The sequence below is a fragment of the Burkholderia sp. AcTa6-5 genome (assembly GCF_017815075.1).
Lineage (GTDB): Bacteria > Pseudomonadota > Gammaproteobacteria > Burkholderiales > Burkholderiaceae > Burkholderia > Burkholderia sola.
Window position 1 is genome coordinate 474,773 of the sequence record NZ_JAGIQE010000002.1, and the last position, 23,268, is coordinate 498,040.

A 23,268-nucleotide genomic window follows, 5' to 3' on the forward strand; every position below is an offset into this window, starting at 1 on the left:
CGCAACGGATCGACAAGGAGTCCGACATGGAGCAGACAGAATCGCCCGTCGTTTTCGCCTCACGCGGCGACGCATCCGACGTGAGCTTCCCGCACGACGACGGCTCGCGTGTGCCGTACAAGGTGTTCAGCTCGCGGGCCGTCTACGATCGCGAGCAGGAACGCATCTTCCGCGGGCCGACGTGGAATTTCGTCGCGCTCGAAGCCGAAATCCCGAACGCCGGCGACTTCAAGAGCACGTTCGTCGGCGACACGCCGGTGGTCGTCACGCGCACCGAGGACGGCGCGCTGTCCGCGTGGGTGAACCGCTGCGCGCACCGCGGCGCGCAGGTGTGCCGCAAGTCGCGCGGCAACGCGAGCTCGCACACGTGCGTGTATCACCAGTGGAGCTTCGATAATCAGGGCAACCTGCTCGGCGTGCCGTTCCGGCGCGGCCAGAAGGGAATGACCGGGATGCCGGCCGATTTCGATCCGAAGCAGCACGGGCTGCGCAAGCTGCGCGTCGACAGCTATCGCGGGCTCGTGTTCGCGACTTTCAGCGATGAAGTCGCGCCGCTGCCCGAGTATCTCGGCGAGCAGATGCGCCCGTGGATCGACCGGATCTTCCACAAGCCGATCGAGTATCTCGGCTGCACGCGCCAGTATTCGAAGTCGAACTGGAAGCTGTACATGGAGAACGTGAAGGACCCGTATCACGCGAGCATGCTGCATCTGTTCCATACGACCTTCAACATCTTCCGCGTCGGGATGAAGGCGCGCTCGATTCCGGATGCGACCCACGGGCTGCACAGCATCATCACGGTGACGAAGACGGGCGACGATACGTCGGCCGCGTACAAGCAGCAGAACATCCGTTCGTTCGACGAGGGCTTTCATCTGGAAGACGAATCGATCCTCGATCTCGTGTCGGAATACGACGAGGACTGCACGAACCATATCCAGCCGATCTTCCCGCAGCTCGTGATCCAGCAGATCCACAACACGCTGGTCGCGCGGCAGATTTTGCCGAAGGGGCCGGACAACTTCGAGCTGATCTTCCACTTCTTCGGTTATGCGGACGACACGCCCGAGCTGCGCGCGCTGCGCATCAAGCAGGCGAATCTCGTCGGGCCGGCCGGCTACATCTCGATGGAGGACACCGAAGCGACCGAGCTCGTGCAGCGCGGCACGGTGCGCGACGCCGATGCGACGTCGGTGATCGAGATGTCGCGCGGCAATCCGGACCAGCAGGACACGGTGATCACCGAGAGCCTGATCCGCAAGTTCTGGGTCGGCTACCAGAAGCTGATGGGCTATTGACGCGGGAGCAAAAAATGACGGAAGACATGAAGACGTGGTTCGAGATTTATATGCTCCAGAACCGCTATATCGGGCACCTCGACAACGATCGGCTCGAACACTGGCCGGAGATGTTCACCGAGGACTGTACGTACGAAATCGTGCCGAAGGAGAACGCCGATCTCGGGCTGCCGGTCGGGATCGTCCATTGCACGAACCAGCGGATGCTGCGCGACCGCGTGGTGTCGCTGCGGCACGCGAACATCTATGAAGAGCACACGTACCGGCACATGACGTCGGGCCTGACGATCGTCGCCGAACGCGACGGCGAGTTCGATACCGAGAGCAACTACGTGGTCGTGCAGACGCGCAGCAACGGCGAATCGAACGTGTACCAGGCCGGCAAGTACTACGACACGGTCGTGCGTACGCCGGACGGGCTGCGCTACAAGACCAAGCGCGTGATCTACGACACGTCGCGCGTGCAGACGCTGCTCGCGACGCCGATCTGACCGCTCTGACGAAGCAAGGAATCGACATGACTGAAGCAACGCTGGCCGAGTGGCATCCGCTCGGCGCTTTCGACGAATTCTCCGAAGACGAACCGGCGGCGCGCGTCGCCGGCCAGAAGCCGATCGCCGTGTTCCGGATCGGCGACGAACTGTTCGCGATGCACGACCTGTGTTCGCATGGTCACGCGCGCTTGTCGGAAGGCTACGTAGAGGACGGCTGCGTCGAATGCCCGCTGCACCAGGGGCTCATCGACATTCGCACGGGCGCGCCGAAATGCGCGCCGATCACCGAACCGGTGCGGACCTATCCGATCCGGATCGTCGACGGGCAGGTGGAAGTCAATGTCGGCTGACCCGTTCGTGATCGTCGGCGCCGGCCACGCGGCGCGGCGTACGGCCGAAGCGCTGCGCGAACGCGATGCGGCGGCGCGCCTCGTGATGATCGGCGCGGAGCGCGAGCTGCCGTACGACCGGCCGGCGTTGTCGAAGGATGCGCTGCTGACGGACGGCGGCGAACAGCGCGCGTTCATCCGCGATGCCGCGTGGTACGACGCGCAGCGCATCGAGTTGCGGCTCGGCACGCGCGTCGATGCGATCGAGCGCGATGCGCGGCGCGTGCGGCTCGACGACGGTGCGTCGTTACCGTACGGCAAGCTCGTGCTCGCGACGGGTTCGCGCGTGCGCACGTTCGGCGGGGCGATCGACGAAGGTGTCGCCGTGCACTACGTCCGCACGGTCGACGATGCGCGTGCGTTGCGTGCGCAACTGGCGCCCGGGCGTCGCATGGCGGTGCTCGGCGGCGGCTTCATCGGCCTCGAAGTCGCGGCGGCGGCGCGTCAGCTCGGCTGCGACGTGACGGTGATCGACCCGGCCGCGCGCTTGCTGCAGCGCGCGTTGCCGGAAGTGGTCGGTGCTTATGCGCGTCGGTTGCATGACGCGCGTGGCGTGAACTTTCAGATGGCGACGCTGCCGCGTGCAATTCGTCGCGCGCCGGGCGGTGGCGCGATCGTCGAGACCGATCGCGGCGACGTGCCGGCCGACATCGTCGTGGTCGGCATCGGCGTGGTGCCCAACGTCGAGCTCGCGCAGGCGGCCGGGCTCGACGTCGATAACGGGATTCGCGTCGACGCGGGCTGCCGCACGGCCGATCCCGCGATCTTCGCGGCGGGCGAGGTGACGATGCACTTCAATCCGCTGCTCGGGCGGCATGTGCGGATCGAATCGTGGCAGGTGGCCGAAAACCAGCCGGCCGTCGCGGCCGCGAACCTGCTCGGCGCCGACGAGCGCTATGCCGAGCTGCCGTGGCTGTGGTCCGATCAGTATGACTGCAACCTGCAGATGCTCGGGCTGTTCGGCAACGAACGCACGATCGTCGTGCGCGGTGATCCGGCGAGCGGGCCGTTCACGGTGTTCGGGCTCGGCGACGACGGGAAGATCGTCGCGGTGGCCGCGGCGAACCTCGGGCGCGACATCGGCGCGTCGCGACGGCTGATCGCCGCAGGCGCGGTGCCCGATCCGGTGAAGCTGGCCGACCCGGCGGTCAATCTGAAGACGTTCATGTAGCCGCGCGGCGCGGGCGGCACGCATGCATCGTGCACGCCCGCGCCGGCTACGGGTTTGTCGGTGGCGTCGAAATCGGGGATATTAACGGCATCGCCGATCCGCCCGTCCTCCATGACGCCAGACAAAGCCCTCGAACTGAAACGCAGCAAGCGCCGCGCGCTATGGCTGCTGCTGGCCGCCGTCGCGGTGTTCGTCACGACCATCCTGCTGCCGCGCGGCCCGTGGGTCGACGGCTTCAAGGCGGTCGCCGAAGCCGCGATGGTCGGCGCGCTCGCCGACTGGTTCGCGGTCGTCGCGCTGTTCCGCCGCGTGCCGATCCCGTTCGTGTCGCGCCATACCGAGATCATCCCGAAGAACAAGGACAAGATCGCCGACAACCTCGCGGTGTTCGTGCGCGAGAAATTCCTCGGCCCCGACGCGCTCGCCGCGCAGATCCGCCAGCACGATCCCGCGCAGAAGCTCGGTGCATGGCTCGGCGAGCCGGCGAACACCGACGCGCTCGGCGGCTACGTGACGAAGCTGATGAGCTTCGCGCTCGACATGACCGACGACGCGCGGATCCAGTCGTTCGTCCACGATGCGTTCCGCGCGGCGATCGACCGGGTCGACCTGTCGCAATCGGCCGGCGCGATCCTCGACACGCTGACGAAGGACGGCCGCCACCAGGCGCTGCTCGACGACGCGATCGAACAGGTGGTCGACGTGCTCGACAAGGAAGAAAACCGCGAGGTGATCGCGGGTTTCATCGTCGAATGGCTGAAGACGCAATATCCGAAGGTCGAGAAGATCATGCCGACGCAGTGGTTCGGCGAAAACGGCGCGCGGATGCTCGCGAGCGCGGTGAGCCGCGTGCTCGAGGGCGTCGCGGCCGACCCCGAGCACGAGCTGCGGCAACGCTTCGACCGGACGGTCGTGCGGCTGACCGAGCGGCTGAAGCACGACCCCGCGTTCATCGAGAAGGGCGAGGAGATCAAGCGCTATATTCGCGACGGCGATGCGTTCAACGACTACGTGCGCGATTTGTGGGACCAGTTGCGCGCGTGGCTGAAGGCCGATCTCGCGCGCCCCGATTCGGCGCTGCACCGGCAGGCCGCGACGCTCGGCGGCTGGCTCGGCGCACGGCTCGCCGAGAGCCCGGCGCTGCGCGCGTCGCTGAACGAGCACGTCGAGAAGGCCGTGCACGAGATGGCGCCCGATTTCGCCGATTTCCTGATGCGTCACATTCGCGACACGGTGCGCAACTGGGATGCGCGCGAGATGTCGCGACAGATCGAACTGAACATCGGCAAGGATCTGCAATACATCCGCATCAACGGCACGCTGGTCGGCGGGCTGATCGGGCTCGGGTTGTATCTGGTGTCGCTCGCGCCGCGCTGGGCGGCCGGGTGGCTGCACTGACGCGGGCACGCGCGTTGCGCCCGCGCCGCGATGCGCTGCGGTGCGCTGCGGTGCGGTGCGGTGCGTCGCCGGGTTACGCGGCCGCCTTCGCGCCGTGCAATTGCAGGCCGAGCGCCTTGATGACTTTCAGGATCGTGCCGAAGCTCGGATTGCCGTCGTGCGACAGCGCCTTGTACAGCCCTTCGCGCGACAGGCCCGCATCGCGCGCGACTTGCGACATGCCGCGTGCGCGGGCGATCACGCCGAGCGCATGCGCGATGAAGGCCGGATCGTCGCCGCCCTCCTGCAGGCACGCGTCGAAGTACTCGGCCATGTCGTCTTCGGTTTTCAGGTGTTCGGCCGAATCCCACGGCCGCGTGTTGATCTTGTCCATCGTTCACTCCATGTCGAGGTGCGCGAGCATTGCGTGCGCGGCGCGTATGTCGGCCCGTTGCGTCGATTTATCGCCGCCGCAGAGCAGGATCACCCATATCGTTCCGCGCCTCGCGTAATAGATGCGATAGCCGGGGCCGTGGTCGATACGCATTTCGACGACGGGGGAGCCCGCGGATTTCCAGTCGCCCGGATTGCCCATCGACAGGCGGTCGATGCGCGCCTGGATGCGGCGCCGGGCAAGGCGATCGGGCAGGCCGGCAAACCAGGCGTCGAAGACGTCGGTGGTCCGGATGCTGTACGTAGGCGCACTGTAGGGCACGGATTGCAGGATGTCAACCATGGTTCACATGTCCGGTGAATGGAATCGGTTGCGCCTACCGTAGCGCCGCGCGCGTCGTTTGAGGTCGAATTGGCCGTCAGGCCGATCCCGTCGCGGGGCCGCAGCCGGCCATCCGGTCGAAGCCGGAATTCCGCGAATCCGTCTACAATCAAAAGCGTCTTTGCCGCCCGTGCGCGCCCGCCGCGTGCGGGCGAGTCCGTTCGTCCTCCGGCATCCGGAGGCGCCGCCGCGCGTCACGCATCGAGCATGGCGTGTTGCGCGGCGAGCAGTGCCGTGGTCTGTGTCCAGTAGGTAAGGCGTCCGCGTGCCGTAGGCCGGCGCGCGTCCTGAACGCCGCGTGTCCGTAGGCCGGGCAGGCGGCATAACCGAGAGTCCCATGAAAGCATCGGATCTGTTCGTGAAGGCGCTGGAAGCCGAAGGCGTCGAGTACGTGTTCGGCATTCCCGGCGAGGAAAACCTCGATCTGCTCGAATCGCTGCGGCGATCGAAGATCAAGCTCGTGCTGACCCGGCACGAGCAGGCGGCCGGGTTCATGGCCGCCACCTACGGCCGCCTCACGGGCCGCACCGGCGTGTGTCTTGCCACACTCGGCCCGGGCGCGACGAACTTCGTGACGGCCGCCGCGTATGCGCAGCTCGGCGGGATGCCGATGCTGATGATCACCGGGCAGAAGCCGATCAAGTCCAGCAAGCAGGGCCACTTCCAGATCGTCGACGTGGTCGACATGATGCAGCCGCTCACGAAGTTCACGCGGCAGATCGTGTCGATCGGCAACATCCCGTCGGCCGTGCGCGAGGCGTTCCGCCGCGCAGAGGAAGAGCGCCCGGGCGCCGCGCACCTCGAACTGCCGGAAGACATCGCGCACGAGGAGGGCGACGGCAAGCCGATCCCGCGCAGCTACAGCCGGCGGCCGGTGGCTGAGGAGAAGGCGGTCGCGCATGCGGTCGACGCGATCCAGGCCGCGCGTCATCCGCTGTTGATGATCGGCGCGGGCGGCAACCGCAAGACCACCTGCAAGATGCTGCTCGAATTCGTCGACAGGACGGGCATCCCGTTCTTCACGACGCAGATGGGCAAGGGCGTGATCGACGAGACGCACCCGCTGTGGCTCGGCAACGCGACGCTGTCCGACGGCGACTTCGTGCACCGCGCGATCGAGCACGCGGATTGCATCATCAACGTCGGCCACGACGTGATCGAGAAGCCGCCGTTCTTCATGCGCACCGACGACAAGACCGTGATCCACGTGAACTTCCTCGGCGCGCAGGTCGATCCCGTCTATTTTCCGCAGATCGAGGTGGTCGGCGACATCGCGAACGCGGTGTGGCAGATGAAGGAAGCGGTGACGCCGCAATCGCACTGGGATTTCGAGCGCTTCAGGATGATCAAGGCGCATTTCGACGCGCATCTGCAGAAAGGGCAGCACGACCCGCGCTTTCCGATGTATCCGGTGCGGATCGTCAACGACCTGTACAACGCGTTGCCGGTGGACGGCATCGTCTGCCTCGACAACGGGATGTACAAGATCTGGTTCGCGCGCTACTGGCGTGCGCACGAGCCTAACTCGCTGCTGCTCGACAACGCGCTCGCGTCGATGGGCGCCGGCCTGCCGTCGGCGATCGCGACGAAGATCGTGCATCCGCAGCGCAAGGTGATCGCCGTGTGCGGCGACGGCGGCTTCATGATGAATTCGCAGGAGCTCGAAACGGCCGTGCGGCTGAAGCTCGACATCGTCGTGATGATCCTGCGCGACGACGCGTTCGGGATGATCCGCTGGAAGCAGGAGAACATGAATTTCCCCGATTTCGCGATGACGCTGCAAAACCCCGATTTCGTGTCGTACGCGCAAAGCTACGGCGCGCACGGGCACCGCGTCGAGTCGGCCGACGATCTCGAGCCGCTGCTGCGCGAGTGCTTCTCGTCGCCGGGCGTGCACGTGATCGACGTGCCGATCGACTATTCGGACAACGAGCGCGTGTTGAACCGCGAGATCAAGCGTCTGTCGGCGCAACTTTGAATTCCCGTTCACAGGAAGGAGTCGTTCCATGTTGAAGGAAACCTATCCGTACTACCTCGCCAACGAAGCCGTCTACGCGAACACCGATCTGGAGGTGACCGACAAGTTCAGCGGCAAGGTCGCCACGCGCGTCGCGCTGGCCGACGCGAAGGCGATCGATGCTGCGATCGCCGCGGCCGTCGACGCGACGAAGCCGATGCGCGAGATGCCGGCCTACAAGCGGCAGGCCGTGCTCGATCATTGCGTCGCGCGCTTTCGCGAACGTTTCGACGAGCTGGCCGAGGCGCTGTGCATCGAGGCCGGCAAGCCGATCAACGATTCGAAGGGCGAAGTCACGCGGCTGATCGATACGTTTCGCGTCGCGTCCGAGGAATCGGTGCGCATCGACGGCGAGATCGTCAACCTCGAGATCTCCGCGCGTGCGCAGGGCTATACGGGCTACACGAAGCGCGTGCCGGTCGGCCCGTGCTCGTTCATCTCGCCGTTCAACTTCCCGCTGAACCTCGCCGCGCACAAGGTCGCGCCCGCGCTCGCGGCCGGCTGCCCGTTCGTGCTGAAGCCCGCGAGCCGCACGCCGATCGGCGCGCTGATCATCGGCGAGGTGCTCGCGGAAACCGACCTGCCGAAGGGCGCGTTCTCGGTGCTGCCCGCGCATCGCGACGGCGCCGACCTGTTTACGACCGACGAGCGCTTCAAGCTGCTGTCGTTCACCGGTTCGCCGGCCGTCGGCTGGGCGCTGAAGGAGAAGGCCGGCAAGAAGAAAGTCGTGCTGGAACTGGGCGGCAACGCGGCGGCGATCGTCGATGCGGACCAGCGCGACCGGCTCGACTACGTGGTCGAGCGGCTCGCGTTCGGCGCGTACTACCAGTCGGGCCAGAGCTGCATCGGCGTGCAGCGGATTCTCGTGCATGCCGACCTGTACGACGCGCTGCGCGAGAAGCTGATCGCGAAGACGCGTTCGCTGAAGATGGGCGATCCGAAGGATCCGTCGACGTTCGTCGGCCCGATGATCTCCGAATCCGAATCGCACCGGCTGTCGGGCTGGATGGACGCGGCCGTCGCGGCGGGCGCGAAGATCGTCGCGGGCGGCAAGGTCGACGGCGCGATGTTCGAGGCGACGCTGCTGGAAAACGTCGGGCGCGAGCAGGACCTGTACCGGAAGGAGGCGTTCGGCCCGGTCGCGATCCTCGAGAAGTTCGACCGCTTCGACGACGCGCTCGCGCGCGTGAACGACAGCGACTTCGGGCTGCAGGCCGGCGTGTTCACCGATTCGCTCACGCATGCGCACCGCGCATGGGACGAGCTGGAGGTCGGCGGTGTCGTGATCAACGACGTGCCGTCGTTCCGCGTCGACAACATGCCGTACGGCGGCGTGAAGGATTCCGGTCTCGGCCGCGAAGGCATTCGCTATGCGATCGAGGACATGACCGAGCCGCGGCTGATGGTCGTGCGGCGCCGGTAACGCGCGGCAGGCAGCGCGGCGCCGCGGCGGCACGCGGGCGGGCGGGCGATCGGGCCGCCCGCGTGCCGTTTTCATGGCGGCGCGCGCAGCGGCACGGCGCCGCGCGTGTCCCGCGCGGCGGCCGCTCGCAACAGGCTCGACTACGGGCCTTCCCTCGTGATGTAATCGCGCGAAACTGCCGACCGGGGTACGACGCCGGAACGCGCAAATTCATTCTTCACGAGGTCGATTCATGTCCCCCGTCTCGGCATTCAAGCTGGTTCTATTGTCATTCCTCGCGATCGTCGCGCTCGAATGCATCGCCAAGCGGTTGAGGCTGCCGCCCGCCGCCGCGCTGCTGATCGGCGGCATCGGCATCGCGTTCATCCCCGGCCTGCCGCCGATCAACCTCGATCCCGAGCTGGTGTTGCTGGTGTTCCTGCCGCCGCTGCTGATGGACGGCGCGTACTTCTCCGTGTGGGAAGAGTTCAAGCGCAACGTCGGCGGCATCCTGATGCTGGCGATCGGCGCGGTCGTGTTCACGACGTTCGCGGTCGGCTTCGCCGTGCACTGGGTGGTGCCGGCGCTGCCGTGGGCCGCGTGCTTCGCGCTCGGCGCGATCGTGTCGCCGCCCGATGCGGTCGCCGCGAAGGCCGTGCTCGAACGGGTCGCGCTGCCGCGCCGGCTGATGGTCCTGCTCGAAGGCGAGAGCCTGCTGAACGACGCGGCCGGCCTCGTGCTGTTCCGCTTCGCGGTCGCGGCCGCGCTCACCGGCGCGTTCAGCCTCGAGCATGCGGTCGTGCGTTTCGCGGAACTCGGGCTCGGCGGCGTGGTGGTCGGCTTCGTGGTCGGCAAGCTTGTGGTTTGGTTCCTGAAGCTGCTCGACGACGACTATCTCGTGATCACTGTCGCGGTGATCGCCGGCTGGATCGCGTACATCGCGGGCGAAATGGTCGAGGTGTCGGGCGTGATCTCGACCGTCACGGCCGGCATGATCGTCGGCTGGCATCAGCACGAGGTGTTCTCGGCGGCCGTGCGTACGCGCGGCACCGCGTTCTGGCAGGTCATCGTGTTCCTGCTCGAGGCGATGGTGTTCGTGCTGATCGGGCTGTCGCTGCGCGGCGCGATCCACCGGCTCGGCGGCTTCGAGCAGGTGCTCGCGACGATGGTGCCGCCCGTGCTCGCGGTGCTGGCGGCGGTGATCCTGTCGCGCTTCGTGTGGATCTACGCGGTCGAGGCGCTGAAGTGGCCGGTGCGTGGCCTCGTGCGGCGCGGCGACGCGCCCGACTGGAAGGCCGCGACGATCATGAGCTGGGCCGGGATGCGCGGCGTGGTGACGCTGGCGATCGCGCTGTCGCTGCCCGAGGCGCTACCCGGCCGCGACGTGATCCTGGTCGCATCGTTCGCGGTGATCCTCGTGACCGTGCTGCTGCAGGGCACGACGATCGGGCCGCTGATCCGGCTGCTGCGCCTGCCGCCGCGCGACGAGCGCGCCGCGCACCACCTGACCGAGCCGCAGACGTGGGCGTACGTCGAGGCCGCGCAGCTCGCGGCGATCCAGCCGCTCGTGCGCGACGCGCACGGCGTCGTGATCCATCCGCGTCTGCTCGAGCAGTACACGTATCGCGCCGAGCTGACCGAACGGTCGAAGAACGAGCCCGCGTATCCGGCGGAAGTGCGCACCGCGCACTACGACGTGGTGCTGGCCGCGATCCGGGCCGGGCGCGCCGAACTGTTGCGCCTGCATCGGTCGGGGCGCATCCACGACGAGATGCTGCACACGCTCGAACGCGACCTCGACCTGCAGGAAGTGTCCGCGCAGCACGCGCGCGGGTAGGCGGGCGCACGGGCCGGCGTCCTGTCGGCCCTCAAACGGCGGGGTCGAGCGCGCGCGTCGCGCGATTTTTTCTTCTTCCGCCTGCCGTTTGCGACTCTTTTAATCCGGCCCCAATACACACCCTGATACGGCCCGCCACCAGCCTTGCAGCGCATGCAAACCTCATGGCGCCGGTCTCGCAAACGTTATCGTCTTTCGAATCCGGAAATGATCTGATTTATCTGATTCCGTCTCTTTCTGCATATTTGGCAAAACTAAACCGGAAGGAGATAGATGCTGTGTTCTAATTTCATTTAGAATCAGCCGGTTATGTTTATTGAGAGAAAGAATGCGGAGGTAATGCGGGCCGTCGACGGGGAAACAGGCGGCGTCCAAAGCCCCGCAAGGAAGTGCCGACAGGCCAAATCGGCGGAATCAGGCGGGTTTTTCCAACTGCCAATATAAGATAGCGTCCAAGTCGGATAAACAACTCCTATGAAAGAATCGATTGGAGATTCGGCGTTTGAAACTGTATTTATGAAAGAATCGAGCAGTGATAATGCCTCGGATTGCCTCGAATCGGGCTTATCGGTCCTCCTGGTCGACGACCAGCCGTTCGTCGGCGAGGTGATCCGCCGCGCGCTGCGCAGCGAGCACGACATCGATCTGCACGTGTGCACCGACGCGCACCGGGCGATGGCGGTCGCGCGCGACGTGAAACCGACGGTCATCCTGCAGGATCTCGTGATGCCGGAGATCGACGGCCTCGATCTCGTGCGCGCGTGGCGCGCGGACCCCCGCACCGCGCGCGTGCCGATCATCGTGCTGTCCGCGAAGGAGGAGCCGATCGTCAAGCGCGAGGCGTTCATCGCCGGCGCGAACGACTATCTGGTGAAGCTCCCCGACGCGATGGAGCTGACCGCGCGCATCCGCTATCACTCGAATTCGTACCTGATGTCGCGGCAGCGCGACGAGGCGCTCGATTTCCTGTCGCACGACATGCGTTCGCCGCAGACGTCGATCCTTGCGCTGCTCGACGTCTACCGGGCCGAGCACGGCGACATGCCGGCGATCATGGAGCGCATCGCCGGCCATGCACGGCGCGCGCTCGCGCTCGCCGACGGCTTCATCCACCTGACCCGCGCGCAGTCCGAGCGCCGCGCGCACGAGGTCGTGAGTCTCAACGAGATCGTGCTCGACGCCGTCGACCAGCTGTGGGAGAAGGCGGCCGGGCTCGGCTGCCGGGTGAGCGCGTGCGTGCCCGATACCGAATGCGTGACGATGGGCGACCGCATGATGCTGACGCGCGCGGTCGCGAACCTGATCGACAACGGGCTGAAGTATGGGCCGGCCGGGATGGACGTACATTGCACGCTGAGCGGCGAGGACGGCGCCTGGCTGATCGGCGTCGAGGATGCCGGCGCCGGCATCGCGCCGGAGCAGCGCACGGCCGCGACCGAGTCGTTCGTGCAGCTCGAATCCGCGCACGGCGCGGCGCGCAGCGGTTTCGGCCTCGGTCTCGCATTCGTCCGCGCGACGGCGGCGCGGCATCGCGGCCAGATCCTGATGCGCAATACGGCGCGCGGCTTCATGGTCGCGCTTCGGCTGCCGGCGCAAGCGGAGCGATGATGTCGCGGCGCGGCCTGCCGGCGCCGCGCCGCCCGCGGGACCCCGATGCGCTCGTGGCGCGCCGACCGGCGCGCCAGGCGGGCGCGGATTTTTCAACGCTGAATTTAGAAAGCCCATAACGAACATGGCCACCTTGACGCCCCGCGCGACCAATGAAAGCCTGCATCCGACGATCGGCGCCGCCCGGCTGACGCTCGGCAATCGCATCCTGCTCAGCTTCGGCGTGCTGTTCGTGCTGATGCTGGTGACCGCCGGCGTGTCGTACGAGCGACTGCGCGCGATCAACGCCGAAGCCGTCAGCATCGAGCGCGACTCGCTGCCCGGCGTCTACCTTGCATCGTCGCTGCGCGGCGCGGTCAACGAGTCGTTCACGCTGCTGCAGCGCGGCATCTTCGTCGACACCGAGCCCGACGCCGCGCAGCGCGATCTCGCGAAGATCGCCGACGCGCTGAAGGAAATCGAGTCGATGTCGGTGGACTACCAGAACACGACGTTCCGCGACGACGACCGGCAGCGCTTCATGGCGTTCCGCGGCGCCTACGATCACTACGTGCCGTTGCTGAACGAAGCAGTGCAGAACAGCCGCGCATCGCACGCCGAGGCGGTCGCCGCGTACGCGAAAGCGTTGCCTGCATGGACCGAGGTCGTGCGCAACGCGAACGTGCTGGTGCAGGAGAACCGCAAGTTCGCGGAGCAGTCCGCGAAGCTGATCCGCGAATCCGTGCAGGACACCGAGATCGTGCTCGCGACCGCGCTGGCGTTCATGCTGCTGTCCGCGCTCGGGCTCGGCTACATGCTGTACCGCTCGGTGACGGTGCCGATGGCGCGGCTCGTCGAGGTGCACGACGTGATGCGCACCGGCAACCTGACCCATCGCCTCGATCTGCGCCGCCGCGACGAATTCGGCACGCTCGAGACCGGCTTCAACCGGATGGCCGACGAGCTGACCGAGCTGGTGTCGCGCGCGCAGCAGTCGTCGCTGCAGGTGACGACGTCGGTGGCCGAGATTGCCGCGACGTCGCGCGAGCAGCAGGCGACCGCGAACGAGACCGCGGCGACGACGACCGAGATCGGCGCGACCTCGCGCGAGATCTTCGCGACGTCGCGCGACCTGCTGCGCACGATGAACGAGGTGGCCGGCGTGGCCGAGCAGTCGGCGACGCTCGCGGGCGTGAGCCAGAGCGGGCTCACGCGGATGGGCGAGACGATGCGCAGCGTGATGGACGCGGCCGGCTCGGTGAACGCGAAGCTCGCGATCCTCAACGAGAAGGCGCTGAACATCAACCAGGTGGTCGCGACCATCACCAAGGTGGCCGACCAGACCAACCTGCTGTCGCTGAACGCGGCGATCGAGGCCGAGAAGGCCGGCGAGTACGGCCGCGGCTTCGCGGTCGTCGCGACCGAGATCCGCCGCCTGGCGGACCAGACGGCGGTGGCGACCTACGACATCGAGCAGACGGTGAAGGAAATCCAGTCGGCCGTGTCGGCGGGTGTGATGGGGATGGACAAGTTCTCCGAGGAAGTGCGCCGCGGGATGCTCGACGTGCAGCAGGTGGGCGGCCAGCTGTCGCAGATCATCGCCGAGGTGCAGACGCTCGCGCCGCGCTTCCAGATGGTCAACGAAGGGATGCAGACGCAGGCGAACGGCGCCGAGCAGATCACGCAGGCGCTGTCGCAACTGTCGGAAGCCGCGCAGCAGACGGCCGAGTCGCTGCGCCAGTCGTCGCAGGCGATCGACGACCTGACGCTCGTCGCGAACCAGTTGCGCACCAGCGTGTCGCGCTTCAAGGTCGACGCGTGACGCGCGCCGATCCGCAGAACGGCGCGCACGCGCTGTTCCTGATGTTCGAGCTCGACGGCGAGCGTTATGCGCTCGACGCGGCCGGCATCGACGAGGTGCTGCCGCTCGCCATCATGAAGGCGGTGCCCGGTGCGCCCGACTGGATCGCCGGGCTGCTGATGCGCGGCGGCCAGCCGGTGCCGGTGATCGACGTGCCGATGCTGGCGCTCGGGCGGCGCGCGCAGGCGCTGCGCTCGACGCGGCTCGTGATGGTCCGTCATCGCTCCGGTCACGCCGATGGCGAGCGCACGATCGGCCTGATCGTCGAGCGTGCGACGCAGACGATGCGGATCGACCGCGCGGCATTCCGCGCCAGCGGCGTCTCGACCGCGCGCACGCGCTGGCTCGGGCGGGTCGCGAACACGCCCGACGGCGTCGTGCAGCAGTTGTCGGTGTCCGACCTGATCGACGACGTGGCGCGCCTGTATCTGTTCGACGGCCCGTCGGGCCACGGAGAGGAATTCGCATGAACGCGTCCGAATCGCGCTTTCGCGGCTGGTTGCTGCGCGAGACCGGCATCGACGCCGATTCGCTCGGCAACGATTTCCTGATGCGGGCGCTGACGGATCGCGTGCATGCATTGCAGGCGGACGGCGAGCGCGTGCCGTCGGCCGCGCGCCCGCCCGTCACGCCGGAAGCGCTCGACGCGTACTGGCAGCAGCTCAACGCGTCGGCCGACGAACGGCGCGCGCTGATCGAGCTGTTCGTCGTCCCGGAAACGTGGTTCTTCCGCGACCGCGAAGCGTTCGCGACGCTCGCGCGGCAGGCCGCCGAACGGGTCGCCGCGATGCCCGGCCGCGTGATCCGCGTGCTGAGCGCGCCGTGCTCGACGGGCGAGGAGCCGTATTCGGCGGCGATGGCGTTGCTGGATGCGGGGCTCGAGCCGGCGAACTTCGCGATCGACGCGATCGACCTCAGCGCACGCGCGATCGAACAGGCGCGGCTCGGCTGTTACGGGCGCAATGCGTTCCGCGGGACGGCGACGGAGTTCCGTACGCGGTATTTCACGCCGACCCGCGACGGCTGGCTGCTCGACGAGCGCGTGCGCGCGTGCGTGCAGTTCAGTCACGCGAACCTCGTCGAACCGGTGGCCGACAACGGCATTCGCTACGACTTCGTGTTCTGCCGCAACGTGCTGATCTATTTCGACCGCGATGCGCAGGATCGCGCGATCCGCTCGCTCGACGCGCGTCTTGCCGACGACGGCATGCTGTTCGTCGGGCCGGCGGAGACGGGCGTCGCGATGCGGCACGGGATGCGCTCGGCGCGCGTGCCGCTCGCGTTCGCGTTTCATCGCGAGCCGGCCGGTGCGGCGGCCGATGCAGGCGCGGCCCGGCCGGTTGCGCCGCTGTCCGCGGCGGCGCCGGACCGGCGCGCGGAGCGCTTCACGGTCGCACCGCTCGCCGCGCCGCGCCCGGTGGTGGCCGTCGCGCCGCCGGGCTGGCTCGGCGACGTGCGCCAGCCGTTCGCGGCGGCGCCGGCCTTACAGGCCGCCGCAGTCGACGCGCGGGCCTCTCTGGCGGCGGCGATCGCCGTGGCGGCCGCCCCGGCCTACGACGGGATCGCGCCGACGATCGACGATGCGCCGACGCTGGAGGATGCGCAGGCCCTGGCGAACGCAGGCGCGTTCGACGAGGCCGAGCGCGTGCTCGCGCAGTTCTCGGCGCGCGTCGGCCCGCATGCCGATGCGTTCTACCTGAACGGACTGATCGCGGATGCGCGCGGCCGCGCCGCGGAAGCGAGCGACTTCTACCGGAAGGCGCTGTACCTGCGCCCCACGCATCACGAGGCGCTGACGCATCTCGCGACGCTGCTCGACGTCGGCGGCGATCGCGCGGGCGCGCAATGGCTGCTCGAACGCGCCCGGCGTTCGGCCGGCTGACACGACGACGGGAAATGGGACCGACACCGCGATGACCAGAGGAACGCATGAACCGCGCCGCTGCCACTGACGACGCGACGCTCGACGTCGACGATTGCTGGAACCGGATCGGCACGCGCGGCGACCGCTCGTGCGAGCGGCTGAACGACTGCCTGCGCTGCCTGAACTGCCCGGTCTACGCGTCGCACGCGGCGAAGCTGCTCGAGCGTCCGCTCGACGTGGCCGAGATGGCGGACGTCACGCGCCGGATGAGTGCGCTCGGCACGGCGCGCGCGGGCGACGACGACGGCGATACGCGCCATGCGGCGCTCGCGTTCCGGGTGGCCGACGAATGGCTCGCGCTGCCGATCGGCGTGCTGCGCGAGATCGCCGGCACGCGCCCGATCCACTCGCTGCCGTATCGCCGCCATTCGGCCGTGCGCGGCGTGGTCAACATCCGCGGCACGCTGCGCATCGCGATCTCGATCGGCGCGCTGCTCGGCCTCGATGCCGGCAAGGCCGGCAACGGCGGGGGCGGGGGCGGAGGCGACGGCCGTTTCACGCGGCTGCTGGTGGCCGCGCATCAGGGCGAACCGGTCGTGTTTCCGGTCGACGAAGTCGAGGGCGTGCTGCGCTTCGGCGCGTCCGACTGGGTGCCGGTGCCTGCGACGGTCGGGCGCGCGAGCGCCGGCCTGTCGCGCGGCGTGCTGTCGTGGCGCGGCAAGTCGGTGGGGCTGCTCGACGACGATCGTCTGTTCGATGCCGTGACGCGGAGCATGCGATGAGCGGCGATGACGACCTGAGCCACCTGTCGCTGCTCGAGCTGTATCGCGAGGAGACGCGCACGCAGACCCAGGCGCTGTCGGAGCGGCTGCTCGCGCTCGAATCGGGCGAGCCCGATTCCGTCGCGCTCGAGGCGTGCATGCGCGCCGCGCATTCGCTGAAGGGCGCCGCGCGCATCGTCGGCGTGCCGCTCGGCGTCGAGATCGCCGGGCGGATGGAGGAATGCTTCGTCGCCGCGCAGGCCGGCACGATCGCGCTGACGGCCACGCACGTCGACGTACTGCTGGCCGGCGTCGATTTGCTGGTGCGCGTCGGCGATCCGCAGGGGCAACCCGTGTCGCAGGCCGAGATCGACGTGTTCGCGGCGGCGCTGACGGGCGCCGACGGCGCGCAGACGATGCAGGCGCCGGCCGCCGTGCCGCCGCCGGTGCCGATGCCGCCGTCGTTCGTGCCGTATCGCGATCACGACGGCGCCGCGAACGAGCCGGTCGGCGCGAGCGCCGCGGTGCCGCCGCTCGCCGTGTCGAGCCCGGTGCCCGATCCGGTCCAGGCGGGCCGCGTGGCGGGCGCCGGCGCGATGCGCCGCGTGCGCGCCGATACGCTGAACCGGCTGCTGAGCCTGTCCGGCGAATCGCTGGTCGAATCGCGCTGGCTCAAGCCGTTCGCCGAATCGATGCTGCGCGTGAAGCGCGCGCAGCGCGACGCGGCCCGTTCGCTCGACCTGATGGTCGAGCAGTTCGCCGACGAGCTCGACGCCGGCATGCTCGCGTCGATGAACGAAGTGCGGCACATGCTCAACGACCTGCAGCGCTCGCTCGCCGAGCGCATGGACGAATTCGACCGCTTCGAGCGGCGCAGCACGCATATCGCCGAGCAGCTGTACGACGAGGCGCTGCAGTGCCGGATGCGGCCGTTCGGCGACGCGACGCGCGCGTATCCGCGTATCGTCCGCGATCTCGCGCGCTCGCTCGGCAAGCAGGTGCGTTTCTCGATCGTCGGCGAAGGCACGCAGGTCGATCGCGACATCCTCGACCTGCTCGACGCGCCGCTCGGCCACCTGCTGCGCAACGCGATCGACCATGGCGTCGATTCGCCCGACGCGCGGCGCGCGCGCGGCAAGCCGGCCGAGGCGAGCGTCACGCTCGAGGCGCGCCACAGCGCCGGCTCGCTGCTCGTCAGCGTGATCGACGACGGGCCGGGCGTCGACATGGACGCGCTGCGCGCGGCCGTCGTGCGCCAGCGCCTGACCGACGACGAGACGGCCGCGCGGCTGTCCGACCCCGAACTGCTCGAATTCCTGCTGCTGCCGGGCTTCTCGATGCGCGATGCGGTGACCGACGTATCGGGGCGCGGCGTCGGCCTCGACGCGGTGCAGGAGATGGTGCGCGGCGTGCGCGGCGCGGTGCGGATCTTCAACGAGCCGGGCGCCGGCATGCGCTTCGTGCTGCAGTTGCCGCTCACGCTGTCGGTGATCCGCAGCCTGCTCGTCGAGGTCGGCGGCGAGCCGTATGCGTTCCCGCTCGCCCACGTGCGCCGCACGCTCGAGCTTTCGCACGACGACATCGACGTGCTCGAAGGGCAGCCGCATTTTCCGTTCGACGGCCGGCGCGCGGGCCTCGTCGCCGCGCACCAACTGCTCGACGCGGGCGAACCCGACGTGACCCGTGCCAGCACGGCGGTCGTGGTCGTCGGCGCCGAACCCGAGCTGTACGGCGTCGCGGTCGACCGCTTCCTCGGCGAACGGATGCTCGTCGTGCAGCCGCTCGACAGCCGCCTGCACAAGATCCAGAACATCGCGGCCGGCGCGTTGCTCGAGAACGGCGACCCGGTGCTGATCGTCGACGTCGAGGACCTGATCCGCTCGGTCGACAAGCTCGTGCGCGGCGGCCAGCTCGCGCGGGTCACGCGCGATCCGCAGCTCGCGCTGGGCGACCGGCGCCGCCGCGTGCTCGTCGTCGACGATTCGCTGACGGTGCGCGAGCTCGAACGCAAGCTGCTGGAAAAGCGCGGCTACGACGTGACGGTCGCGGTCGACGGGATGGAAGGGTGGAACGCGGTGCGCAGCGATGCGTTCGATCTCGTCGTGACCGACGTCGACATGCCGCGCATGGACGGGATCGAACTCGTCACGCTGATCAAGGGCGACCCGATGCTCAAGCGGGTGCCGGTGATGATCGTGTCGTACAAGGATCGCGACGAGGATCGCCGCCGCGGGCTCGATGCCGGCGCCGATTACTACCTCGCGAAGAGCAGCTTCCACGACGAAGCGCTGCTCGACGCCGTGCACGACCTGATCGGGGACGCACGCGCATGAACATCGGCATCGTCAACGACCTGCCGCTGGCCGTCGAGGCGCTGCGCCGCGTGATCGCGCTGCGCGCGGACCATCGCGTGCTGTGGGTCGCGACCGACGGCGACGAGGCGGTGGATTTCTGCGTCGCGCATCCGCCCGACGTCGTGCTGATGGATCTCGTGATGCCGAAGGTCGACGGCGTCGCCGCGACGCGCCGGATCATGGCGCGCGCGCCGTGCGCGATCCTGATCGTGACCGCGAGCGTCAGCGCGAACACGTCGTCGGTGTACGAGGCGATGGGCGCCGGCGCGCTCGACGCGGTCGATACGCCGACGCTCGCGCTCGGGCTGTCGACCGACGCGTCGCCGCAGGCGCTGCTCGCGAAGATCGACCAGATCGGCCGGCTGCTCGAAAGCCGCAGCGCGGCACTCGTGCCGCCGGGGCCGACGCCCGCGCGCGGACAGCCGACGCTCGTCGCGATCGGCGCGTCGGCGGGCGGGCCGACCGCGCTCACCGCGCTGCTGCGCGCGCTGCCGGCGGATTTTCCGGCCGCGATCGTGATCGTCCAGCACGTCGACCAGGCCTTCGCGTACGGGATGGCCGAATGGCTCGACGGCTATACGCAGCTGCCGGTGCGCGTCGCGCGGCAGGGCAGCATGCCGGAAGCCGGCACGGTGCTGCTCGCGGCGACCAACGACCATCTGATGCTGTCGCCGCGCGGCGTGCTCGGCTATACGCGGCATCCGGTCGAAACGCCGTACCGGCCGTCGATCGACGTGTTCTTCAACAGCGTCGCGGACGGCTGGCAGGGTGACGCGCTCGGCGTGCTGCTGACGGGCATGGGACGCGACGGCGCGCTCGGCCTGAAGGCGATGCGGGCGAAGGGCTGCTACACGATCGCGCAGGACGAGGCGACCAGCGCCGTGTACGGGATGCCGAAGGCGGCCGCGGCGGTCGGCGCGGCGTCGGCGATCCTGCCGCTCGAACAGATCGCGCCGCAGTTGATCGCGCGGATCGCGCTCGCGCCGCGCGACTGACCGCGCATCGGGCAGGCGCCGTCGTTGCGTGGCGCGCCGGCGCTGCATTGCATGCGTGGCGCGGCGTCGCGTACAATTGCGGCCTGCGGAGATGGCATGCCTCCCTGCGGTCGTTCCCGGCGCGTGGCGCGCGGTGCGGCCCTCAACCGCCGGTTTGCCCGGCTGATGATGCCTGCGTGTTCCTGGGTCGTCAGGAGGTCGCAGGCCGTCCATCCGGTATTCTGCCGCCCAGGTTTTGATGTTCCGTCGAATCTGGAAATCATGTTCTTCACCACTTCTGCCGATCTTTTCGCGACCGTGCGCTACGTGTGCCGCTGGCTCGCGCTTTCCGCGCTGCTCGGCGCGCTCGCCGGCACGGCTTCCGCGCTGTTCCTGATCGCGCTCGACTGGGCGACCGGTACGCGCGTTGCGCATCCGTGGCTGCTGTGGGGGCTGCCGGCCGCCGGTTTCGCGACCGGCTGGGTCTACCATCGCTTCGGCCAGTCGGTCGCGCGCGGCAACAACCTGCTGATCGACGAGATTCACGACCCGAAGGCGCTCGTGCCGAAGCGGATGGCGCCGCTCGTGCTCGTCGCGACCGTCGTCACGCACCTGTTCGGCGGGTCGGCCGGCCGCGAGGGCACGGCCGTGCAGATGGGCGGCGCGCTCGCCGATCGCGTCACGCACCTGTTTCGGCTTGATCGCGAGCATCGCCGCGTGCTGCTGATGGGCGGCATCGCGGCCGGCTTCGCGTCGGTATTCGGCACGCCGCTCGCGGGCGCCGTGTTCGGGCTCGAGGTGCTCGCGATCGGGCGCGTGCGGTACGACGCGCTGCTGACCTGCGTCGCGTCGGCGATCGTCGCGGACGTCGTGTGCCGCGCGTGGGGCGTCCATCACACGGCCTATGCGATTCCGTTCGTGCCGGCCGTATCGGCGACCGGGCTGGCCGTGACGGTCGTCGCGGGCATCGCGTTCGGCGTGGTCGGGCGGCTGTTCGCGTTCGCGACGCATGCGCTGACCGCGTGGTTTCGCCGCGTGATCCGCCATGCGCCGCTGCAGCCGGTGCTCGGCGGCCTGCTGGTTGCGGTGGCCGCGACCGTGCTGAACGTGCCGCAGTATCTCGGCCTCGGCATCCCGACGATCGAGGCTGCGTTTCATAGCCCGCTGCCGCTCTACGAGTTCGCGGGCAAGTTCGCGTTCACCGTCGTCACGCTCGCGTCGGGGTTCAAGGGCGGCGAAGTGACGCCGCTGTTCTACATCGGCGCGACGCTCGGCAATGCGCTCGGCCAGGTCCTGGCGCTGCCGGTGCCCGTGCTCGCGGGGCTCGGCTTCGTCGCGGTGTTCGCGGGCGCGGCGAACACGCCGATCGCGTCGACGATCATGGCGATCGAACTGTTCGGCGCGGATATCGGCGTGTATGCGATCGTCGCCTGTGTCGTCGCGTATCTGTTTTCCGGGCACGCGGGGATTTATCGCGCGCAGCGCGTGGCGGTGGGGAAGGGGGCGCGGGTGGAGGCGGAGTGAGGTGGGGGGGCGCGGTCGATGTCGTTCGATCGCGGCGGCGCGATGCGATACCCGGGACGCTAAAAAGAGAGGCATCCAATGACGTCGGACGATTTCCTGACCGAAGCCAGGCGGCTTGCGAGGCCGTGCCGTCAGTACCGCTTCGCGGCTGACGGCGAACCCGTCACCGGCTACTGGCATGGGGTCGATGCCGGCGAGTTGTGCATTTCCACCGAACGCGACGGCGTCTGGCTGAACGTCCATCTCGACGATAGCGGCACGTCAGGCCGCGTGGAGACTTCCACGCAACCTGTCCGTTCCGACCGCCCGCTGTGCCGATCCGACGCGCTGTCGCTTCCGCCGGTCGACGCGGTGTTCCGCTTCGGTTCCGCCGCGATCGGCGCGTACCTCGACGCGCACGGATGGCAGCGCGACTGGGGATTCAACGGCAACTTCAAGGGCGCGGCCGCGCACGACTACGAGCGCGAGTGGATGGCGCGATGCCCGCTCTACACGGGCGGCGTGGTGGCCGTCGCGGGCGGATGGCACATGCCATGGCCCGACGACGACTGGAATGAACTGATCGACCTCGAACTCGTCCTCTGGACGTTCGAGGAATCGGAACCGTGGGTCGAGGTGTTTTCGGACGGCGGCCGTTACTCGGTGATCCAGCGGATCACCTAGCACGCGCTTAATCAGCCTTTACTGCTTCGGCAGCCGCGCGACGTTCCGCGCCAGCAGTTCCTCGATATCGATGCCTTTTTCCGCCAGCAACGCGGTGACGACGCCGTTCAGTTCGCCGAGCGTTTCCTTGACCGCTTCCCGGATCGTATCGACGACCACCTGCGTGCTGCGCTCGATCTCGATGTTGACCTTGTCGTTGACGCCCTTCGCGTCGAACGTGGTCGCGCGGCGCGTTTCGGGAATCAGCCAGACGTCGAACCAGCCTTCGTCGCGATTGACGTCCGACACGGTGAGGCTGCAGCCGTTGATCGCGATGTAGCCCTTCGCGAACACATAGCGCTTGAACGCGGCCGGCACGCCGATGCGGATCATCCGGTTGTGCTCGGACGACGCGATGTGCGCGATGGTCCCCGTGAAATCGACATGACCGGACAGCGGATGACCGCCGATCTCCGCGCCGTCCTTCGCGGCCCGCTCGACGTTGACGCGCGCGCCGGTCGCGAGGTCGGCGAGCGTCGTGATCCGCAGGCTCGGCAGCATCACGTCGAAGTCGATCAGCGCCGGCGAATGGATGGTCGTCACCGTCAGGCACACGCCGTCGACCGACACGCTCGCACCGATCTCGATCTCGTCGGTGAACCGTTCGGGGAACTCGATGCTGAACGTCCTCAGTTCGCCGTGATCCTTGATGGCGTTGATGACGGCAACACCCTGAACAATGCCTGTAAACATGATCGATCCCTCGTCGCAAATTTCCTGGCCGACATGATAAGTGATCCCGCTGCCGGACATGCCGCGGCGCGCGGGCCGGCGCCGGCGAGCCCGTGCCGCAGATACAAAAATGGTTCATCGCGGGAAACCGTGGAGCGTTTGAGGGGGATTGCGTAATCTGACGCCTGACTTTAAAGACGTCAGGAGGA

General features: G+C 68.2%; 20 protein-coding genes and 1 riboswitch. Of the genes, 17 read left to right on the forward strand and 3 right to left on the reverse strand.

Translation table 11 applies throughout. From position 1 onward, the window contains the following. Positions 1-26 precede the first annotated feature (26 nt). The 5 genes from andAc to J8I33_RS04960 all read left to right on the forward strand — a co-directional run bounded on the left by andAc (position 27) and on the right by J8I33_RS04960 (position 4,750). Positions 27-1,298 (forward strand): anthranilate 1,2-dioxygenase large subunit AndAc, encoded by a 1,272-nt coding sequence (gene andAc, locus J8I33_RS04940; protein ID WP_209924730.1) that lies wholly within the window; start codon positions 27-29, stop codon positions 1,296-1,298. A 14-nt stretch (positions 1,299-1,312) separates the two neighbouring features. Then, a complete protein-coding gene (andAd, locus tag J8I33_RS04945) occupies positions 1,313-1,789 on the forward strand; it encodes an anthranilate 1,2-dioxygenase small subunit AndAd (RefSeq protein ID WP_006479528.1) in 477 nt (158 codons plus the stop codon). A 26-nt stretch (positions 1,790-1,815) separates the two neighbouring features. Continuing rightward, positions 1,816-2,142, forward strand: coding sequence for an anthranilate 1,2-dioxygenase ferredoxin subunit AndAb (gene andAb, locus J8I33_RS04950; RefSeq protein WP_039344765.1), 327 nt, complete (start codon positions 1,816-1,818; stop codon positions 2,140-2,142). Next, positions 2,132-3,352 (forward strand): anthranilate 1,2-dioxygenase system ferredoxin--NAD(+) reductase, encoded by a 1,221-nt coding sequence (gene andAa / locus J8I33_RS04955; protein ID WP_209933650.1) that lies wholly within the window; start codon positions 2,132-2,134, stop codon positions 3,350-3,352. The genes andAb and andAa overlap by 11 nt, the downstream gene beginning before the upstream one ends. 111 nt (positions 3,353-3,463) lie before the next feature. Then, positions 3,464-4,750: a DUF445 domain-containing protein gene (locus J8I33_RS04960; protein ID WP_209933657.1), complete on the forward strand. Its 1,287-nt coding sequence runs from the start codon at positions 3,464-3,466 to the stop codon at positions 4,748-4,750. Between the two features lie 73 nt (positions 4,751-4,823). Here J8I33_RS04960 and J8I33_RS04965 read toward each other — a convergent pair whose 3' ends face one another. Beyond that, positions 4,824-5,123 carry an addiction module antidote protein gene (locus tag J8I33_RS04965; protein WP_050017389.1) on the reverse strand — a complete coding sequence of 100 codons (300 nt, stop codon included), beginning with the start codon at positions 5,121-5,123 and terminating at the stop codon, positions 4,824-4,826. A 3-nt stretch (positions 5,124-5,126) separates the two neighbouring features. After that, positions 5,127-5,465: a type II toxin-antitoxin system RelE/ParE family toxin gene (locus J8I33_RS04970; RefSeq protein WP_050017388.1), complete on the reverse strand. Its 339-nt coding sequence runs from the start codon at positions 5,463-5,465 to the stop codon at positions 5,127-5,129. 376 nt (positions 5,466-5,841) lie between these two features. On the opposite strand from J8I33_RS04970, the gene J8I33_RS04975 reads away from it, so the two are divergent. From J8I33_RS04975 to J8I33_RS05030, 12 genes are all read left to right on the forward strand, one after another. Beyond that, complete coding sequence (locus J8I33_RS04975) at positions 5,842-7,482, forward strand: acetolactate synthase large subunit (RefSeq protein ID WP_089489109.1); 1,641 nt, start codon at positions 5,842-5,844, stop codon at positions 7,480-7,482. A 28-nt stretch (positions 7,483-7,510) separates the two neighbouring features. After that, on the forward strand, positions 7,511-8,944 hold the full coding sequence (locus J8I33_RS04980) for an aldehyde dehydrogenase family protein (protein ID WP_124681325.1): 1,434 nt from the start codon (positions 7,511-7,513) through the stop codon (positions 8,942-8,944). A 232-nt stretch (positions 8,945-9,176) separates the two neighbouring features. Continuing rightward, positions 9,177-10,760, forward strand: coding sequence for a Na+/H+ antiporter (locus J8I33_RS04985; protein WP_209924732.1), 1,584 nt, complete (start codon positions 9,177-9,179; stop codon positions 10,758-10,760). Between the two features lie 474 nt (positions 10,761-11,234). Further along, positions 11,235-12,368 (forward strand): hybrid sensor histidine kinase/response regulator, encoded by a 1,134-nt coding sequence (locus J8I33_RS04990; RefSeq protein WP_124655039.1) that lies wholly within the window; start codon positions 11,235-11,237, stop codon positions 12,366-12,368. Between the two features lie 124 nt (positions 12,369-12,492). Beyond that, on the forward strand, positions 12,493-14,169 hold the full coding sequence (locus J8I33_RS04995; protein WP_050017383.1) for a methyl-accepting chemotaxis protein: 1,677 nt from the start codon (positions 12,493-12,495) through the stop codon (positions 14,167-14,169). Beyond that, on the forward strand, positions 14,166-14,678 hold the full coding sequence (locus J8I33_RS05000; protein WP_089489112.1) for a chemotaxis protein CheW: 513 nt from the start codon (positions 14,166-14,168) through the stop codon (positions 14,676-14,678). The genes J8I33_RS04995 and J8I33_RS05000 overlap by 4 nt, the downstream gene beginning before the upstream one ends. After that, the gene (locus J8I33_RS05005; protein ID WP_209933664.1) at positions 14,675-16,090 is read left to right on the forward strand and encodes a CheR family methyltransferase; all 1,416 of its coding nucleotides are present in this window, start codon (positions 14,675-14,677) and stop codon (positions 16,088-16,090) included. Before J8I33_RS05000 ends, J8I33_RS05005 begins: the two co-directional genes overlap by 4 nt. Positions 16,091-16,137: 47 nt before the next feature. Continuing rightward, the gene (locus J8I33_RS05010) at positions 16,138-16,854 is read left to right on the forward strand and encodes a chemotaxis protein CheW (RefSeq protein ID WP_124680579.1); all 717 of its coding nucleotides are present in this window, start codon (positions 16,138-16,140) and stop codon (positions 16,852-16,854) included. Continuing rightward, positions 16,851-19,166, forward strand: coding sequence for a hybrid sensor histidine kinase/response regulator (locus J8I33_RS05015; protein WP_209933670.1), 2,316 nt, complete (start codon positions 16,851-16,853; stop codon positions 19,164-19,166). Before J8I33_RS05010 ends, J8I33_RS05015 begins: the two co-directional genes overlap by 4 nt. Continuing rightward, on the forward strand, positions 19,163-20,182 hold the full coding sequence (locus tag J8I33_RS05020) for a chemotaxis response regulator protein-glutamate methylesterase (protein ID WP_209933674.1): 1,020 nt from the start codon (positions 19,163-19,165) through the stop codon (positions 20,180-20,182). The genes J8I33_RS05015 and J8I33_RS05020 overlap by 4 nt, the downstream gene beginning before the upstream one ends. A gap of 78 nt (positions 20,183-20,260) precedes the next feature. Continuing rightward, positions 20,261-20,364: riboswitch (Fluoride riboswitch) on the forward strand. Between the two features lie 79 nt (positions 20,365-20,443). Then, complete coding sequence (locus J8I33_RS05025) at positions 20,444-21,685, forward strand: voltage-gated chloride channel family protein (protein WP_209933680.1); 1,242 nt, start codon at positions 20,444-20,446, stop codon at positions 21,683-21,685. Positions 21,686-21,763: 78 nt separating this feature from the next. After that, positions 21,764-22,348 (forward strand): hypothetical protein, encoded by a 585-nt coding sequence (locus J8I33_RS05030; RefSeq protein ID WP_209933686.1) that lies wholly within the window; start codon positions 21,764-21,766, stop codon positions 22,346-22,348. An 18-nt stretch (positions 22,349-22,366) separates the two neighbouring features. Here the strand turns inward: J8I33_RS05030 and J8I33_RS05035 are convergent, their stop codons facing one another. Beyond that, on the reverse strand, positions 22,367-23,080 hold the full coding sequence (locus tag J8I33_RS05035; protein WP_209924735.1) for a riboflavin synthase subunit alpha: 714 nt from the start codon (positions 23,078-23,080) through the stop codon (positions 22,367-22,369). Between the last annotated feature and the right edge of the window lie 188 nt (positions 23,081-23,268).

Excerpts from the sequence above, each read along its gene's own strand:
- J8I33_RS05010 (WP_124680579.1), top strand. The coding sequence starts at position 16,138 with ATGAACCGCGCCGCTGCCACTGACGACGCGACGCTCGACGTCGACGAT.
- andAd (WP_006479528.1), top strand. The coding sequence starts at position 1,313 with ATGACGGAAGACATGAAGACGTGGTTCGAGATTTATATGCTCCAGAAC.
- J8I33_RS04970 (WP_050017388.1), bottom strand. The coding sequence starts at position 5,465 with ATGGTTGACATCCTGCAATCCGTGCCCTACAGTGCGCCTACGTACAGC.
- J8I33_RS04995 (WP_050017383.1), top strand. The coding sequence starts at position 12,493 with ATGGCCACCTTGACGCCCCGCGCGACCAATGAAAGCCTGCATCCGACG.
- J8I33_RS04975 (WP_089489109.1), top strand. The coding sequence starts at position 5,842 with ATGAAAGCATCGGATCTGTTCGTGAAGGCGCTGGAAGCCGAAGGCGTC.
- andAc (WP_209924730.1), top strand. The coding sequence starts at position 27 with ATGGAGCAGACAGAATCGCCCGTCGTTTTCGCCTCACGCGGCGACGCA.
- J8I33_RS05020 (WP_209933674.1), top strand. The coding sequence starts at position 19,163 with ATGAACATCGGCATCGTCAACGACCTGCCGCTGGCCGTCGAGGCGCTG.
- J8I33_RS05005 (WP_209933664.1), top strand. The coding sequence starts at position 14,675 with ATGAACGCGTCCGAATCGCGCTTTCGCGGCTGGTTGCTGCGCGAGACC.
- andAa (WP_209933650.1), top strand. The coding sequence starts at position 2,132 with ATGTCGGCTGACCCGTTCGTGATCGTCGGCGCCGGCCACGCGGCGCGG.
- J8I33_RS04990 (WP_124655039.1), top strand. The coding sequence starts at position 11,235 with ATGAAAGAATCGATTGGAGATTCGGCGTTTGAAACTGTATTTATGAAA.
- J8I33_RS05025 (WP_209933680.1), top strand. The coding sequence starts at position 20,444 with ATGTTCTTCACCACTTCTGCCGATCTTTTCGCGACCGTGCGCTACGTG.
- andAb (WP_039344765.1), top strand. The coding sequence starts at position 1,816 with ATGACTGAAGCAACGCTGGCCGAGTGGCATCCGCTCGGCGCTTTCGAC.
- J8I33_RS04985 (WP_209924732.1), top strand. The coding sequence starts at position 9,177 with ATGTCCCCCGTCTCGGCATTCAAGCTGGTTCTATTGTCATTCCTCGCG.
- J8I33_RS05035 (WP_209924735.1), bottom strand. The coding sequence starts at position 23,080 with ATGTTTACAGGCATTGTTCAGGGTGTTGCCGTCATCAACGCCATCAAG.
- J8I33_RS04980 (WP_124681325.1), top strand. The coding sequence starts at position 7,511 with ATGTTGAAGGAAACCTATCCGTACTACCTCGCCAACGAAGCCGTCTAC.
- J8I33_RS05030 (WP_209933686.1), top strand. The coding sequence starts at position 21,764 with ATGACGTCGGACGATTTCCTGACCGAAGCCAGGCGGCTTGCGAGGCCG.
- J8I33_RS04960 (WP_209933657.1), top strand. The coding sequence starts at position 3,464 with ATGACGCCAGACAAAGCCCTCGAACTGAAACGCAGCAAGCGCCGCGCG.
- J8I33_RS05015 (WP_209933670.1), top strand. The coding sequence starts at position 16,851 with ATGAGCGGCGATGACGACCTGAGCCACCTGTCGCTGCTCGAGCTGTAT.
- J8I33_RS04965 (WP_050017389.1), bottom strand. The coding sequence starts at position 5,123 with ATGGACAAGATCAACACGCGGCCGTGGGATTCGGCCGAACACCTGAAA.